At 66.7% G+C, this 15,310-nt stretch carries 13 protein-coding genes; 4 read left to right on the top strand and 9 right to left on the bottom strand.

The window, feature by feature from the left end; all coding sequences use genetic code 11:
• Positions 1 to 143 precede the first annotated feature (143 nt).
• Positions 144 to 884 (bottom strand): transcriptional regulator FnrL, encoded by a 741-nt coding sequence (gene fnrL, locus FL625_RS09990; RefSeq protein ID WP_149588520.1) that lies wholly within the window; start codon positions 882 to 884, stop codon positions 144 to 146.
• Between the two features lie 60 nt (positions 885 to 944).
• On the opposite strand from fnrL, the gene hemN reads away from it, so the two are divergent.
• Positions 945 to 2,300, top strand: coding sequence for an oxygen-independent coproporphyrinogen III oxidase (gene hemN, locus FL625_RS09985; RefSeq protein ID WP_149588519.1), 1,356 nt, complete (start codon positions 945 to 947; stop codon positions 2,298 to 2,300).
• Between the two features lie 6 nt (positions 2,301 to 2,306).
• On the opposite strand, the gene FL625_RS09980 is transcribed toward hemN, so the two are convergent.
• From FL625_RS09980 to FL625_RS09955, 6 genes are all read right to left on the bottom strand, one after another.
• Positions 2,307 to 3,530: a glycosyltransferase gene (locus FL625_RS09980; protein WP_149588518.1), complete on the bottom strand. Its 1,224-nt coding sequence runs from the start codon at positions 3,528 to 3,530 to the stop codon at positions 2,307 to 2,309.
• A gap of 3 nt (positions 3,531 to 3,533) precedes the next feature.
• Positions 3,534 to 5,117, bottom strand: coding sequence for an ABC transporter ATP-binding protein (locus tag FL625_RS09975; RefSeq protein WP_149588517.1), 1,584 nt, complete (start codon positions 5,115 to 5,117; stop codon positions 3,534 to 3,536).
• A complete protein-coding gene (locus FL625_RS09970) occupies positions 5,114 to 6,223 on the bottom strand; it encodes an ABC transporter permease (protein WP_149588516.1) in 1,110 nt (369 codons plus the stop codon). Before FL625_RS09970 ends, FL625_RS09975 begins: the two co-directional genes overlap by 4 nt.
• On the bottom strand, positions 6,223 to 7,365 hold the full coding sequence (locus FL625_RS09965; RefSeq protein ID WP_149588515.1) for a microcin C ABC transporter permease YejB: 1,143 nt from the start codon (positions 7,363 to 7,365) through the stop codon (positions 6,223 to 6,225). The genes FL625_RS09970 and FL625_RS09965 overlap by 1 nt, the downstream gene beginning before the upstream one ends.
• Positions 7,366 to 7,383: 18 nt before the next feature.
• The gene (locus tag FL625_RS09960) at positions 7,384 to 9,297 is read right to left on the bottom strand and encodes an extracellular solute-binding protein (RefSeq protein WP_149588514.1); all 1,914 of its coding nucleotides are present in this window, start codon (positions 9,295 to 9,297) and stop codon (positions 7,384 to 7,386) included.
• A 154-nt stretch (positions 9,298 to 9,451) separates the two neighbouring features.
• Positions 9,452 to 9,982: a c-type cytochrome gene (locus tag FL625_RS09955; RefSeq protein ID WP_149588513.1), complete on the bottom strand. Its 531-nt coding sequence runs from the start codon at positions 9,980 to 9,982 to the stop codon at positions 9,452 to 9,454.
• Positions 9,983 to 10,104: 122 nt separating this feature from the next.
• Here FL625_RS09955 and FL625_RS09950 point away from each other — a divergent pair, with 122 nt between their 5' ends.
• Complete coding sequence (locus FL625_RS09950; protein WP_149588512.1) at positions 10,105 to 10,938, top strand: prephenate dehydratase; 834 nt, start codon at positions 10,105 to 10,107, stop codon at positions 10,936 to 10,938.
• Here FL625_RS09950 and FL625_RS09945 read toward each other — a convergent pair.
• Together FL625_RS09945 and nudC are read right to left on the bottom strand one after the other, a co-directional pair.
• Positions 10,935 to 11,411, bottom strand: a complete 477-nt coding sequence (locus tag FL625_RS09945; RefSeq protein WP_149588511.1) for an SRPBCC family protein — start codon at positions 11,409 to 11,411, stop codon at positions 10,935 to 10,937. The two genes, FL625_RS09950 and FL625_RS09945, sit on opposite strands and share 4 nt — an antisense overlap.
• A 55-nt stretch (positions 11,412 to 11,466) precedes the next feature.
• Positions 11,467 to 12,417, bottom strand: coding sequence for an NAD(+) diphosphatase (gene nudC / locus FL625_RS09940; protein ID WP_149588510.1), 951 nt, complete (start codon positions 12,415 to 12,417; stop codon positions 11,467 to 11,469).
• 238 nt (positions 12,418 to 12,655) lie between these two features.
• Here nudC and FL625_RS09935 point away from each other — a divergent pair, with 238 nt between their 5' ends.
• Complete coding sequence (locus FL625_RS09935; RefSeq protein WP_160147764.1) at positions 12,656 to 14,584, top strand: bifunctional 2',3'-cyclic-nucleotide 2'-phosphodiesterase/3'-nucleotidase; 1,929 nt, start codon at positions 12,656 to 12,658, stop codon at positions 14,582 to 14,584.
• A gap of 38 nt (positions 14,585 to 14,622) precedes the next feature.
• Complete coding sequence (locus tag FL625_RS09930) at positions 14,623 to 15,258, top strand: HAD family hydrolase (protein ID WP_160147763.1); 636 nt, start codon at positions 14,623 to 14,625, stop codon at positions 15,256 to 15,258.
• Positions 15,259 to 15,310: the final 52 nt, after the last annotated feature.

Raw genomic sequence — 15,310 nt, 5'->3', positions numbered from 1 at the left:
CTTACTCCATTCGCGTTCCGGATGAAAGGCTTATCAAGACTTGCAACCATTTGCGCGCCGCTCTTATGGCTTTCTTGCACCAAGTCCGGCTCTGGTGCGGCCGGTGCGGGTTCGGGACTTCGTCCCCAGCCGGCAAGGAGGTTTCAGACCAGCATCCCGCCGTCGCTATCGTCGCCGGCCTCTTCCATGAGCCGGTCGATGTCGGCAATCGTGACCCTGCGATTGCCTTCCAGGCTGATCACCCCATCACGCTTCAGCGCGCTGATCTGGCGGCTGACCGTTTCGAGCGTGAGGCCCAGGTAATCGGCCATCTCCTCGCGGGTCAACGGCAGATCCACCGCCAGCGCGCCCGCTGGCCGGCGCAGGTGCAGCGCGGCATCGCGCCGGGCGATGATCGCGATCAGCGAGGCGATCTTCTCGCGCGCGGTCTTGCGGCCGAGCAGCAGCATCCATTCCCGCGCGGCGTCCAGTTCGTCCAGCGTCATCTCCAGCAGCCGCTGGGCGATGTGCGGCGTCGCGGCCATCAGATCCTCGAACGGCTTCTTGCGGAAACAGCACATCACGAGGTCGGTCGTCGCGGTGACATCGAAGGCGGCCGTGGCGCGGCCGGGGCGGCCCACGAAATCCGACGGCAAGAGAAGCCCGACCATCTGCCGCCGTCCGTCCTCCATGGTCTGGGTCAGGGTTGCAATCCCGCTGACCACCGAGCCCACGAACTCCATCCGGTCGCCCGACCAGATGATCGTCTGGCCGGCCTGGAAGCTGCGGTAATACTTGATCTGTTCCAGCCGCGTCAGTTCGTCGGTATCGCATCGGGCACAGACGGCGCGGTGGCGGATCGGACAGTCTCCGCACTGAACGTGGACGGAATGGTCCTGCAACATGAGTGCCTCTTGTTGATCTGGGTCAAGGAGCCATGGCCACCCCACGTCTAACCTAGTCCGATGAGCCACGATCCGCAACTTGCCCGCCTTGGGTTATTCGACGCACGCGTGCCCCGCTACACGTCGTACCCGACCGCACCGCATTTCGGGCCGGAGGTCGGCCCCGGCGACATGGCCCGCTGGATCGAGGCGGTGCCGGAATTCAGCGATGTCTCGCTGTATGTCCATGTGCCGTTCTGCCGCCGGTTGTGCTGGTTCTGCGCCTGCCGCACACAGGGCACCACCTCGGACGAGCCGGTGCGGGCCTATGTGCAGATGCTGAAGGCGGAACTGGCCCTGCTGCGTGCGCACCTGCCGCGCGGGGTGACGCTCAGCCGCCTGCACTGGGGCGGCGGCACGCCGACGCTGCTTGGCCCCGACCTGATCCGGGAGCTGGCCGACGCGATCCAGGCGGTGGCGCCCATGGCAGAGGATGGCGAGTTCTCGGTCGAGATCGACCCGAACGAGATCGACGATGCGCGCCTGGATGCGCTGGCGGCGGCAGGAATGAACCGGGCCTCGATCGGGGTGCAGGACTTCGACCCGATGATCCAGAAGGCGATCGGTCGCGACCAGGCCTACGAGTTGACCCGGAATGTGGCCATGCGGATCCGCGACCGCGGCGTTGCCAGTCTGAACACCGACATCCTTTACGGCCTGCCGTTCCAGACCGGACCGCGAATCGCCGATTCGGTCCAGAAGCTGCTGACCCTCTCGCCGGACCGCGTCGCGCTTTACGGCTATGCCCATGTGCCGTGGATGAGCCGCCGGCAGCAGATGATCCCCTCGGATGCGATGCCCACCCCGGAAGAACGCCTCGCCCTGTTCGAGACGGCGTGTCAGCTGTTCCTGTGGGATGGGTATGTCGAGGTCGGCATCGACCACTTCGCCAAACCCGAGGACGGCCTGGCCCGTGCCTTGCAGACCGGGGCCCTGCGGCGGAACTTTCAGGGCTATACCGACGACCCCGCCAAGGTGCTGATCGGGCTTGGCGCCTCGTCGATCAGCCGGTTCCCGCAGGGCTATGCCCAGAATGCCTCGGGCACGGCCGATCACACGAAGGCAATCCGCGAAGGCCGGTTCTCGACCCACCGCGGCCATGCCTTCCGCGGCGAGGATCTCTTGCGCGCCCGGATCATCGAGGCGCTGATGTGCGAATTCCGGGTGCTGAAGGAAGAGCTGCTGCGGGAGTTCGACACCAGTGCCGCTCGGGTGGATGCCCTGTTCCGCGCGGCTGCCGCCGGCTTCGGCGACATGGTGCAGGTGACCGGCGAAGGCTTCTTCATCCCCGAACGCGCCCGCCCGCTGACCCGGATGATCGCCCGCGCCTTCGACGCCTACGACAGCGAGAAGGCCCGACATTCCGCCGCGATCTGACGCGGATCAGCCACGCGCCAGTCGGGTCAGCAGGTCCACCTGCCGAGGCAGGCAGACCGAGCGCAGGTCGTAACGTTCGCGCACCATGGCGCGGGCGGCTTCGCGCAGGGGTAGGTAGGCCTCGGGCCGGGCCAGTGCGTCGATCAGTGCGTCCGACCACCCCGCCACATCGAAGAAATCGACCAGCCGCCCGGTCACGCCGTCCTCGATGACTTCGGCCACCGGCGCCGTGGCCGAGCCGACGACCATCGCCCCGGCGGCGAGCGCCTCGACCATCGACCATGAGAGGACGAAGGGATAGGTCAGATAGGCGTGCACCCGGCTGACATGGATCAGATCGACCAGCCGGTCGTAGGGCAGCTTGCCGGTGAAATGCACCCGCGACAGATCCAGCCGGTCGCCCAGTTCCTCCAGCAGGACATCCTTCCAGCTCCCGCCCTGTTTCGGCAGCTGGCCATAGCTGGCCTCGTTTCCGCCGACGATGACCACCCGGGCCTCGGGCCGCGCTTTCAGCACAGCCGGCAGGGCGCGCAAGAAGATGTGGAAGCCGCGATAGGGTTCGAGGTTCCGGGCGACATAGGTCAGAACCTCGTCCCCGCGCCGCAGTTCGCGCCCGTCCGGCAGCGCGAACCGCGCCGCCGGATCGGGCGCAAGACGGTCGCAATCGACCCCGTCGAAGATCACCTCCAGCCGTTCCCGCAAGATCGGCGGATGCGTGCTGGCCTGCCATTCGGTCGGCGTGACGGCCGCATCGGCATGGATCAGCGCCTGAGCCAGATAGGCGGCGCGCGACTGGGCGATCATCACCTGGTCGAAGCCGCTGGCCTGGAATTCGGGGTCGAAGCCGACATCGGCGCCAAGGCCACGATAGTAGAACTCGGCAAAGACCAGAAGCTTCGCCTCGGGCCAGACCTCCTTGAGGAACAGCGTCTCGCCCCAACCGGAATGACCATAGATCACGTCGGGCACATAGCCCTCGGCACGCAGCTTCCGCGCCAGGCGCGCCACGACCACGCCGCGATCGCTCATCATGGTGAAGGTCCGACCAAGGCGGGTGGCCGCCGGGTCGAGCGGCGGCGCCCTGTAGGTGTAGCGCAGCGTCGGGACGTCCGACGACTTGGTGTTCGCCGCATCGGTGATCGCCCGCACATCATGGCCGCGCCGCTGCATCTCGGGCGCGAGATGCAGGAACTGGCCGGGAAAGTTCTGGTGGACGAAGAGAAGTTTCACCCGTCAGGCTCCGAAGGCGGCGGCCATCAGAGCTTTGGTATAGGGGGTTTGCGGATCGGTAAACACGGCCTCGCAATCGCCGGCCTCGACGACATCGCCGGCCTGCATCACCATGACCTTGTGCGCCATCGCCCGGATGACCCGCAGGTCGTGGCTGATGAAGATGTAGGCCAGCCCCCATTTCCGCTGCAACTCGCGCAGCAGATCGGCGATCTGCACCTGCACCGTCATGTCCAGCGCCGAGGTCGGTTCGTCCAGCACCACAAGCTTTGGCCGCAGGATCATCGCGCGCGCTATGGCGATGCGCTGGCGCTGGCCGCCGGAAAACTCGTGCGGATAGCGCGCCATGGTGGCGGGGTCGAGGCCGACCTCGCGCATGATGCCGGCCACCATCTCGGTCCGGTTGTGTCCGGGATCGACGCCGTGGACACCCAGGCCCTCGGCGATGATCTCCTCGACCGTCATCCGGGGCGAGAGGCTGCCGTAGGGGTCCTGGAACACGATCTGCACTTCGCGCCGCAGGCTGCGGAGTTCGGTCCGGCCGAGACCCTGAAGATCGCGCCCCAGGAAGGTGATCCCGCCCGTCGAGGGGATGAGGCGCAGGATCGCCAGCGCCAGCGTCGTCTTGCCCGAGCCGCTTTCGCCGACGATGCCCAGGGTTTCCCCCGCGCGGACCGACAGGGTCGCCTCGTTCACCGCCTTCACATGGCCGAACGTGCGGCGCAACAGGCCCTTCTGGATCGGAAACCAGACCCGCAGCGCCTCGGTGCGCACCACTTCAGCCGCGCCCTCGGGCACCGGGGGCGGACCGCCCTTCTGCTCGGCCGCCAGCAGCTTTTGCGTGTAGGGATGCTGCGGATCGGCGAAGATCCGTGCGGCGGGGCCCTGTTCGACGATCTCGCCGCCCTGCATCACGCAGACCCGGTCGGCGATGCGACGGACGATACCGAGGTCATGGGTGATGAACAGGAGGCTCAGCCCCTCTGACCGCTTGAGGTCGGCCAGCAGGTCCAGGATCTGCGCCTGGATCGTCACGTCCAGCGCGGTAGTCGGTTCGTCGGCAACCAGCAGGTCCGGCCCGTTCGCCAGTGCCATGGCGATCATCACCCGCTGCCGCTGTCCGCCCGACAACTGGTGCGGATAGGCACCCAGCCGGCTTTCCGCGTCCCGGATGCCGACCTTGTTCAGAAGTTCCACGATCCGGGCGCGGGCCTTGTCACCCGTCAGGCCCTGGTGCAGGGCCAGGCTTTCGCCCAGCTGCTTCTGGATCGTGTGCAGGGGGTTCAGGCTGGTCATCGGCTCCTGGAAGATGAAGCTGATGTCATTGCCGCGGATCCGCCGCAACTCGCGCTCGGAGGCGCCGACCATCTGGGTGCCGCCATAGGTGATGGAACCCGTGATCGCGGCATTGTCACCCAGAAGGCCCACGGTGGACAGCGCGGTCACGGACTTGCCCGACCCGCTTTCGCCGACCAGCGCCACCGTCTCGCCCTTGCCGATGGAGAACGAGACACCCTTCACCGCCTGGATCAACCGCCCGTCCTGCCGGAAGGTGACGGACAGGTCCCTGACCTCGAGAACGCTCATCTGAAGGTTTTCCGCGGGTCGAAGGCGTCGCGCACGCCCTCGAAGATGAAGACCAGAAGCGACAGCATGATCGCGAAGGTGAAGAAGGCCACGAAGGCCAGATGCGGCGCCTGCAGGTTCTGCTGCGCCTGGCGGGTCAGCTGGCCCAGCGAGGGCAGGTCGGCGGGCAGGCCGAAGCCCAGGTAGTCCAGGCTGGCCAGCGTGCCGATCACCCCGGTGATGCCGAAGGGCAGAAGGGTCAGCGTGGCGACCATCGCGTTCGGCAGGACATGGCGGAACATGATCTGCGTGTCGCTGACGCCCAGCGCCTTGGCCGCCCGGACATATTCGAAGTTCCGCGCCCGCAGGAATTCCGCCCGCACCACGCCGACCAGCGCCGTCCAGCCGAAGGCGACCATCAGACCCACCAGGAGCCAGAAGCTTTTCGACCAGACCGCCGTCAGGATGATGATGACATACAGCGTCGGGACCGAGGACCAGAGCTCGATGAACCGCTGGAACAGAAGGTCGGTCAACCCGCCGAAATAGCCCTGCACGGCGCCGGCGGCGATACCGATGACGGTGGTCAGCGCGGTCACGATCAGCGCAAAGGTGACGGACAGACGGAAGCCGTAGATCACCCGCGCCAGCACGTCGCGGCTGGTGTCGTCGGTGCCGAGCCAGTTCTGCGCCGAGGGCGGCCCCGGCGCGACGCCGCCTGTGTTGACGATGGTGTTGTAGCGGTAGGGGATCAGAGGCCAGAGCATCCAGCCCCGGTTGACCTCGACCCCCGCGGCCTTGCCGGTGCTTTCCACCTCTGCCCGGACGCCGTCGGGGTCATCCCAGCAGGCCTCGGACCCGGCGGCGACGATCAGGCATTTCACCTCGGGCGTGGTGTAGTCGGCCTCGGTGCGCAGGTCGCCACCGAAGGCGGTTTCCGGATAGAACTTGAAGACCGGCATGTAGTAGCCGCCGTCATACTTCACCAGCACGGGGCGGTCGTTCGCGATCAGTTCTGCAAACAGGGAGATGCCATACAGCACCAGCAGGATCCACAGGGACCAGTAGGCCCGCCGGTTGGCCTTGAAATTGCGCCAGCGGCGCCGGTTGAGAGCCGAGAGCGCCATCAGCCGCGGCTCTCGAAGTCGATCCGGGGATCGACGAAGACATACATCAGGTCCGACAGGATCCCGACCACGAGGCCGATCAGCCCGAAGGCGAAGAGCGTGCCGAAGATCACCGGGTAATCCCGCTCCACCGCCGACTTGAACCCCAGCTGACCGAGACCATCCAGCGAGAAGATCACCTCGATCAGCAGGCTCGATCCGAAGAAGACCGACAGGAACAGCCCCGGAAAGCCCGCGATCACGATCAGCATGGCGTTGCGGAAGACATGGCCGTAAAGCACCCTGGCTTCCGTCAGGCCCTTGGCACGGGCGGTCATCACATACTGCTTCTTGATCTCGTCGAGGAAGCTGTTCTTGGTCAGGAGCGTCAGCACCGCAAAGGACGAGATGAGCTGCGCCGTCACCGGCAGGGTGATGTGCCACAGGTAATCGGTGATCTTGCCCCAGAGCGACAGTTCCGACCAGTTGTCGCTGGTCAGCCCGCGCAGGGGGAACCACTGGAAGTAGGACCCGCCGGCAAAGACCACCATCAGCATGATTGCGAACAGGAAACCCGGGATCGCATAGGCCGCGATGATGATGCCGCTGGTCCACGTGTCGAAGCGCGTCCCGTCATGCACCGCCTTGCGTATGCCCAGCGGGATCGAGACCAGGTAGGCGATCAGCGTGGACCACAGGCCCAGCGTGATCGACACCGGCATCTTTTCCAGCACCAGATCCACGACCGAGATCGAGCGGAAGTAGCTTTCGCCGAAATCCAGCGTCAGATACTTGCCCATCATGATCAGGAAGCGTTCGGCGGCGGGGATCGCCTCTTTCCGGCATTCCTCGGCCTTCAGCGAGGGCGTGCCGGTGAAGCCCTCGTCGCAGACGATGCGGGCGAAGCCGAACTGCACCTCAAGTCGGGCGAGGAATTCCGGCGGCAGGCCGCGGGCACCGACGTAACCGCCGTCCTCTTCCTTCACGCCGCCGTCCGCGGCGCCCGAAATGTTGCCGATCGCGTCACCCTCGCCCTCGAAGCGGGCCTGGATCTGTTCGATCGGCCCGCCCGGAACGAACTGGGTCAGGGCGAAGTTGATCAGCATCACCCCGAACAGCGTCGGGATGACCAGAAACAGCCTGCGAAGGATATAGGCGCCCAAGATCCCTGCCCGGTCCCGTTACTTCAACGCACCCTTGGCCTTCAGGGCCTCGGCCTTCTCGGCGTTGTACCACCAGATCGACAATTCGCCTACCGCATAAGGCGGCAGGGTCTCGGGATGCTCATACATGTTGTAGTAGGCCACCCAGTTGTCGCGCTTGTAATAGCGCGGAACGATCACGTATTCCGACCGCAGCACCCGGTCCAGAGCCTTGATGACAGAGGTCAGCTCTGCCCGGCTTTCGGCAGCCTCGACCAGGTCCAAGAGCTTGTCCACCGCCGGATTGGCGTATCCCATCCGGTTGCGGCTGGAATTGTCCTTCGCCACCGAGGCCCAGGCCTGTTTCAGGATGCCGCCCGGCTCCGGCCCGCCATTCACCACCGTGGTGGGCAGCGCGTCGAAGTCGAAGTTCGGCGGGCTGGCGCGTTCCTGCAGCTGCGGATCGTCGATGATGTCGAAGCTGGCATCCACGCCCAGCGCGCGCAGGTTCTCCACATAGGCGTTCATCACCGGCAGAAGGTCGGTGCGCGAGTGGACCATCTGCATGCGCAGCTTCTGGCCCTGCGCGTTGCGGCGGATGCCGTCGTCGCCCACCGTCCAGCCCGCCTCGTCCAGAAGGGCCGAGGCGCGGCGCAGGTTCTTGCGGTCAAGGTTGTTCGCCTCGGACGAGACCGAGCCCATCGGCACCTCGTCGGTCAGGATGCTGGCCGGCAGGAGGCCCTCGTCCACGAGCGGCTTCAGAAGCGCCAATTCCTCGGGCGTGGGCGTGCCGGTCGCCGCCATCTCCGAGTTCTCCCAGATCGAATTGATCCGCTGGAACAGCCCGTAGAACAGCGCCTTGTTCGACCATTCGAAGTTGAACATCAGCCCCAGCGCCTGACGCACGCGCGGATCCTGGAACTGCGGCCGGCGCAGGTTGAAGATGATCGACTGGCCGCCGGCGATGTTGCCGGAGGGGATCACCTCCTTGACGATGTCGCCGGACTGGACGGCGGGGAAATCGTAATCGGTGGCCCAGCGTTTCGGAAGGCTCTCGTTGCGGAAAGTATAGACCCCCGCCTTGAACGCCTCCATCGCGGCGTTGTCGTCGCCGAAGTATTCGATGCGGATGCGGTCGAAGTTGTTCTGGCCCACGTTCAGCGGGTGCTTCTCGCCCCAGTAGTCGGGATCGCGGGCGTAGATCACCTGCTGGCCGGGCTTGAAGCTTTCCAGAACGTAGGGCCCGGTGCCCAGGAAGGGTTCGAGGCTCGACTTCTCCAGATCGCGGTTGTTCTCGATGTAGTGCTTCTTCGAGAAGATCGGGGTCGAACCTGCCTGGGCGGGCATGTCGCGGAAAGGCGTTCCGGGCGTGAAGGTGAACTTGATGCGGTAGGGGTCCAAAACCTCGACCGACTGGAACTTGCCGTTCGCCACCGCCCGGAATTCCGGGATGCCCTTGTCGCGGAACAGCTCGTAACTGAACAGGACGTCCTCGGCGGTGAAGGGCGTGCCGTCCGAGAATTTCACGTCCTTGCGCAGGTTGAAGATCACCCAGGACCGGTCCTCGGGGTATTCCATCGTCTCGCAGAGCAGGCAGTAGGCCGCGCTGACATCGTCCAGCGTGCCCGACAGGATGGATTCGTAGAAGATCGAGGACAGCGCGGCCGAGTTGCCGGCGATGGCATAGGGGTTGAAACTGTCGAAGCTGCCCGGAGCCCACTGGCTGATCTCGCCGCCCTTGGGCGCGTCGGGGTTCACATAGGGCAAGTGGGTGAAGTCGGCCGGCAGGGCGAGGTCGCCGAAAGTGGAAATGCCGTGCGACTTGATGATCGTCTCGGCCCGGGCCGGCAAGGCCAGTGCGCCCAGCGCCGCGACAAGCGCCCCGGCCAACAGCGGGCCGTAATCCAGCCGGACCGACCTTGCCCCTGCTGCCACCTGCTTGTCTGTCCGCATCCCTCGGCCTCCCCGCTTGGTCCTGGTTGCAATACATTTATCCAATTCCGCGCTTTGTCGAGGCAACAAGCCGCGATTGCGCGCGCGATTGCGTGAGCGGAAATGAAAAAGCCGCCCCGGAGGGCGGCACTTTGGCTGTGGGCTATGGCCCGGATCAGGGATTCGCGGCCAGATAGGCAATCACGTTGGCGCGGTCCTCGGATTTGGGCAGGCCGGCGAAAGCCATCTTGGTGCCCGGAATGGCCTTCTTCGGGTTCTCAAGGAACGCATACAGGGCCTCGGGCGTCCAGGGCTCGGCCGACTTGGCGGCCATCGCCTCGGAATAGGCGAAGCCCGGCACTGCCGCATGGTTGCGCCCCACGACACCGTTCAGATGCGGGCCAACGCCATCGGACCCGTCAAGCTTGTGGCACGACCCGCATTTCTTGAACACGGCTTCGCCCGCAGCCGCATCGCCTGCCGCCAGGACCGCGGCGAGATCCACCGGCTCGCCTTCGCCCTCGGCCGGCGCAGCCTCTTCTCCGGTGTCGATGGTGTAGGCCTGGGCGATCTCTCCTTCGCCATGCCCGCCATGCCCGCCGCCGACCGTGTAAAGCGAGTCAGATGCCCAGTTCAGCAGCATCAGGACCAGAAGCGAGCCGCATACCGCGCCCACCGCCTTGGTCATCGTCATCGTGTCGAACATGGGTCTCACCTATCTGCGGTCTCGTGTCGCGCGGTATCTATCCGCTTCCCCCGCCCGGTTTCAAGGTGTAGACGCGCGACCAATCGCCCCAAAGGGCAGGTTTTCGACGGGGGAAGGTTCGGATGGCCGGTCGCATCGCCTTTCAGGGAGAACTTGGTGCCTATTCGCACCAGGCATGCCAGCAGTCGCGCCCGGAGATGGAGCCGGTTCCCAGCACCACATTCGAGGAAGTCGTGGACAAGGTCGCCCGCGGCGAGGTCGATCTGGGCATGCTGGCAGTCGAGAATTCGACCTACGGCCGGGTGGCCGATGTCCATTCCCTGCTGCCGCGCGCGGGCCTGCACATCATCGACGAAGCCTTCGTGCGCGTGCATGTGAACCTGCTGGGCGTCAGGGGCGCGGCCCTGTCTGACGTGAAGGAGGCGCATGGCCATGTGGTGATCCTGCCGCAATGCGCGGCCTTCCTGAAGGCACATGGCATCCGCGGCAAGGTCAGCAGCGACAACGCCCGCGCCGCGCGCGAGGTGGCCGAGGCCGGCGACCCCTCCAGAGCCGCGCTGGCCAGCGAGCTGGCGGCCGAGATCTACGGGCTGGATGTCCTTGCCCGCCACATCGAGGACCAGTCGAACAACACCACCCGGTTCCTCGTCATGGCGCGCGAGCCGGACTACAACCGGCGCGGATCGGGAAAGATGATCACCACCTTCACCTTCCGCGTCCGCAACATCCCAGCCGCGCTCTACAAGGCCCTGGGCGGCTTTGCGACCAATGGCGTGAACATGACCAAGCTGGAAAGCTACATGGTCGGCGACAGCTTCACCGCGACCGAGTTCTACGCCGACATCGAGGGCCACCCCGACGACCCGAACGTCGCCCTGGCGCTGGAAGAGCTGCGCTATTTCACCTCGGAGATGCGTATCCTGGGCGTTTACCCGGCCGACCGCGAGCGCGGCTAGGCCGAGGCAAGGCTGCGGTCGTAGCGGTCCTTGATCCGGCTGCCCAGCTGGCCAAGTCGCCCCTCGAACCGGGCAGTCACCCGCCCCTTGGCCAGCCGCAGCGTGTTGATGAACAGCCGCGCCGCCAGCGTCTTGGGCTTTATCTCAAGATCGACCCTGATCCGGCTGCGGCGCGGCGACAGCACCATGACCTCGACCCGGCTGGTGCCTTCGATCGAGGGGCTTTCGATGCCGAGCATCAGCCGCTGGCCCGGCGTCATCTCGGTGATGCGGACCTGAACCTTGCGCGCCTTGCCGCGGTAATGCCCGCGCACGCGCCATTCGGCGCCGACACCCGTCAGCGGAGAGCCCGGCGGGCGTTCGATCTCGACGCCATTGCGGATCGCCTCGCGTTCCCAGGACGCATGGTCGGTCAGAACGGCGAAGACCGCAGCCGCGGGGACTTCCAGATCGGTCTTGGCCGTCAGCTTCATTCACACTCCACAGGCAGAAGGTTCCGGGCGGCACCCGCAGGTCGCGATGATCGGGTCAATCCAGCCGATCCGCAAGCCAGTTGCGCAGGATGAAATGCGCGATGGCGCCCTTGCGGCTGGGCCGGATCTTCGGGTGAATCCCGGCAAACACCTGGACAAGCTCTTCCCGGCTGACCCAGACGGCGGCCTCGAGCTCTTCGGGGTCGAGGCGGATCTCGTCGCTCAGCGCTTCGGTCCGTGTGCCGATCATCAGTGAGGCCGGGAAGGGCCAGGGCTGGCTGGCCAGATAACCCACCGGCCCGCAGGCGATGCCGGTTTCCTCCATCACCTCGCGGCGCACGGCGGCCTCGATGGTCTCGCCCGGCTCGACGAAGCCCGCCAGCAGCGAGAACATCCCCTCGGGCCAGCCGGGACTGCGGCCCAGGAGCACCGAGTTCCCCCGCGTGACCAGCATGATGACCACCGGGTCGGTGCGCGGAAAATGCTGGGCGCCGCAGGCCGGGCAGGTCCGCTGCCAGCCGCCCTGCGCCATTTCGGACCGCGCGCCGCAGGTCGAGCAGAAGCCATGGCTGCGATGCCATTGCACCAGCGCCTTGGCGGTCGCCACCAGCTCTGCCTCGCGCGGGTCGAGCAGGGTCATCACCCCGCGCAGCTCGGTGAAACCGGCCTCCTCTGCGACGGCTGGGTGCCGTTGCACCGAGGGGTCGAAGAAACCGGCCTGCACCGCTTCGGCCCCCGCCTCGGGCGACCAGTCGGACAGGTCGGCGGCAAAGCGGGGTGTCCCCGCGTCATTTCCCAGAAAGACAGGCGGGCCGGCAAGCGCCAGAACGGGGTGACCGGCGGGCACCCAATGCGGTCGGCCGTCCCGGAAAAGCGGCTTGCCGCGCCAGAACGGCAGCACGGCGCCCCGGCTCAGGGACCGCGAAAGCCCCTCGGCATCGCGGCGCAACGGCGCCTGTCTGTCGAGGCCCGATCCACCGAAGGTAACCGTTTCCGCGATCCGCATGCCGACCCTGCTTTCTGCATCTTTCGTGCCGTCCGAAAGCTCTGCCGCTTTCTGTGCCGGTTGCAATCCACAGCAGGCCGCATTCGCACAACCTCCGCTTGAATAACGACAATTTGCCACAACATTGACACAACCCTCGCAATAGTTCACTCGCGTAAAGGGTGTGTTTTCTTCAGAATTGGGCTCGTGTCAGGTTACCGGACAATCGATGTTCCACGTTCCCGCAATGAGGGCCAGGATGCCCCAGGCTTCGGATCCGGCCAGGGATCACGCCGAGGCATCCGCGGAAGTGGCGGTCGATCGGACGGCATCGCAACGCCCGATTGCGCATTTGCGGCTGATCGCCACCAGCGACCTGCACGCCAGTCTGATGCCCTACGACTACCGCGCGAACCGGCCGAATGCCCGGCTTGGCCTCGGCGCGGTCTCGCAGCAGATCGCCGAGGCCCGGGGCGAGGTTCAGAACTCGCTTCTGTTCGACAACGGCGACTTCCTGCAAGGCAGCCCGATCGCCGACTATGCCGCCTCGGCCCGCAGACGGCGGGCGCATCCGGTGATCACGGCGTTCAACACGCTGGGCTACGACGCCGTGACCCTTGGCAACCACGAGTTCGACTATGGACTCGGTTTCCTGTCGCAGGCCCTGGCCGAGGCGCGGTTCCCCGTCGTATCCGCCAACGTCGCGGTGCGGCTGGGCAAGAGCCCGGCGCGGGACGAGACCTTCGTCCCCCCCTTCGCGATCCTGCGGCGCCAGATCATCGACCGCGAGGGTCAGGCGCATCTGATCCGGGTCGGCGTGATCGGTTTTGCACCGCCGCAGATCGAGGAATGGGACCGCAATGCCCCGGACGGCGGCGTGCGCACCCGCGACATCCTGGCCGCCGCCCGCGCCTGGTTGCCGAGGCTCCGTGCGCGGGGGGCCGACATCATCGTGGCGCTGGCCCATACCGGGATCGGCCCGCTGGACCCCGAACACGGGACCGAACATGCGGCGACCGCGCTTGCCGCCCTGCCCGAGATCGACGCCGTGATCGCCGGGCACAGCCATCAGGTCTTTCCCGGCCCCGATTTCGCGCCGTCTCCGGCGGTCGATCCGGTGGCCGGGCGGCTGGCCGGCAAGCCGGCCGTGATGCCCGGTCATTCCGCAAGCCATGTCGGCATCATCGACCTCCAGCTTGAACGCTGCCGCATCGGCGCGCGGCGCTGGCAGGTCGTCGGGGCATCCTCGAGGGTCGGACCGCGCAGTCCCTGTCCGGCGCCGGCCACCCCGGCGCTGCACCGGGCGCTTGTCCCCGACCACCGGGCTGCGCTGGCCTGGTCGCGCCGCCACCTGGGCGAGACGCGGGTTCCGCTGCACAGTCATTTCGCCACCGTCGCCCCGTCGGCAGCCCTGGCACTGGTCGCCGAGGCCAAGGCGGATCATGTCCGCCGGCAGCTTGCCGGGACCAGCTGGGAAGGCGTACCCCTGTTGTCCTCCGCCTCGCCCTACCGGACCGGCGGGCGCAGCGGGCCGGGCAACTTCACCGACATTCCGACGGGACCGCTGCGCCAGCGCAACCTGTCGGACCTCTACCCGTTCCCCAATACGCTGGTGACGCTTCTGGTGACCGGGGCAGAGATTGCCACCTGGCTGGAGCGCGCGGCGACCGTGTTCCGCCAGATTGCTCCGGGCGAGAGCGACGCGCCCCTCCTCGACCCCGATCTTCCCGGCTTTGCCTTCGAGACCATCCCGCAGCTCGACTATGCCTTCGATCTCAGCCAGCCCGCCCGCTTCGATCCGCAAGGACGCCTGGCGCATCCAGAGTCGCACCGGGTCGTCGGCCTGCGTCATCAGGGCCGGCTGGTCCGGGCAACGGACGAATTCCTTCTGGTGACCAACAGCCACCGCCTGGGCCGCGCGCGCCTGCAGGACCCCGCATCCGTGCCGGAGATCGCCTTCACCGATGCCGAGCGTGTCCAGTCCGTCATCGCGGCCTATCTTCGGCGTCAGGGGTCGGTGGACGCCACCCATCGCCGCAACTGGCACTTCCTGCCGATGCCCGGCACCACCGTGACCGTTGCCGCCGGGGATCGGGCCGAGCGGCACCTTGAGGACATCGCCCCGCTGCGCCCGGTTCCCCTGGGCACCGGCGCGGACGGTTTTGCCCACTTCCGGCTGCACCTGTGATGGGCTAAGGCATCTCCGTCCCCCTGAGAGCCACGCCCGTGACCCTGACCTACGACGCCATCCTCTTCGATCTCGACGGTACGCTGATCGACACCGAAAGCATCGCGCTGGTCACCGGCATGGCCGCCTTCGCCGCGCATGGGCATGAGGTGGACGAATCCTTCATGCACGGGCTGGTCGGCAAGGACGAACCCACGGCCGCGCGGATCATCCGGCAGGCCATGCCGGGCGTGGACCTCGAGGCCGTCAACCGGCACTGGCGCAAGGGGTTCAACGACGGGGTCGAGTCGGGTCTGACCCTGAAGCCCGGCGCGCGCGACCTGCTGCCGGCCTTGCAGGCACCGAAGGCCATCGTCACCTCCACGGGCCGCGCGGGCGCGCACCGGAAACTCGGGATCGCCGGGATCGCCGAGGTCTTCACCCATGTCGTCACGCTGGACGACGTGAGCGCGCCGAAGCCCGACCCCGAACCCTACCTGCTCGCAGCCTCGCTCTTCGGCGTGCCGCCCTCGCGCTGCCTGGTGTTCGAGGACAGCGAGACGGGGGCCGAGGCTGCGCATCGCGCCGGCTGCACCGTGGTGCAGGTTCCCGACATCGTGCCGAGCCAGGGCCGCTGGGCGCATCACCTTGCCCCGGACCTCGTGACCGGGGCGCGGATGGCGGGGCTTCTGTGACCTCCTCCTCGTGCGGCTCCGCCTTCTCGTCGGGACGCAGCGAGGAGTGACG

This window comes from Tabrizicola flagellatus (assembly GCF_008271465.1).
Lineage (GTDB): Bacteria > Pseudomonadota > Alphaproteobacteria > Rhodobacterales > Rhodobacteraceae > Tabrizicola > Tabrizicola flagellata.
Note: the sequence above shows the minus strand (reverse complement) of the source record. Positions and strands in the feature narration are given on the sequence as shown.

Bases quoted from the DNA above. Each gene is read 5' to 3' on its own strand.
- FL625_RS09975 (WP_149588517.1), bottom strand. From the start codon at position 5,117: ATGAGCGTTCTCGAGGTCAGGGACCTGTCCGTCACCTTCCGGCAGGAC.
- FL625_RS09950 (WP_149588512.1), top strand. From the start codon at position 10,105: ATGGCCGGTCGCATCGCCTTTCAGGGAGAACTTGGTGCCTATTCGCAC.
- FL625_RS09935 (WP_160147764.1), top strand. From the start codon at position 12,656: ATGCCCCAGGCTTCGGATCCGGCCAGGGATCACGCCGAGGCATCCGCG.
- FL625_RS09955 (WP_149588513.1), bottom strand. From the start codon at position 9,982: ATGTTCGACACGATGACGATGACCAAGGCGGTGGGCGCGGTATGCGGC.
- hemN (WP_149588519.1), top strand. From the start codon at position 945: ATGAGCCACGATCCGCAACTTGCCCGCCTTGGGTTATTCGACGCACGC.
- fnrL (WP_149588520.1), bottom strand. From the start codon at position 884: ATGTTGCAGGACCATTCCGTCCACGTTCAGTGCGGAGACTGTCCGATC.
- FL625_RS09970 (WP_149588516.1), bottom strand. From the start codon at position 6,223: ATGGCGCTCTCGGCTCTCAACCGGCGCCGCTGGCGCAATTTCAAGGCC.
- nudC (WP_149588510.1), bottom strand. From the start codon at position 12,417: ATGCGGATCGCGGAAACGGTTACCTTCGGTGGATCGGGCCTCGACAGA.
- FL625_RS09960 (WP_149588514.1), bottom strand. From the start codon at position 9,297: ATGCGGACAGACAAGCAGGTGGCAGCAGGGGCAAGGTCGGTCCGGCTG.
- FL625_RS09945 (WP_149588511.1), bottom strand. From the start codon at position 11,411: ATGAAGCTGACGGCCAAGACCGATCTGGAAGTCCCCGCGGCTGCGGTC.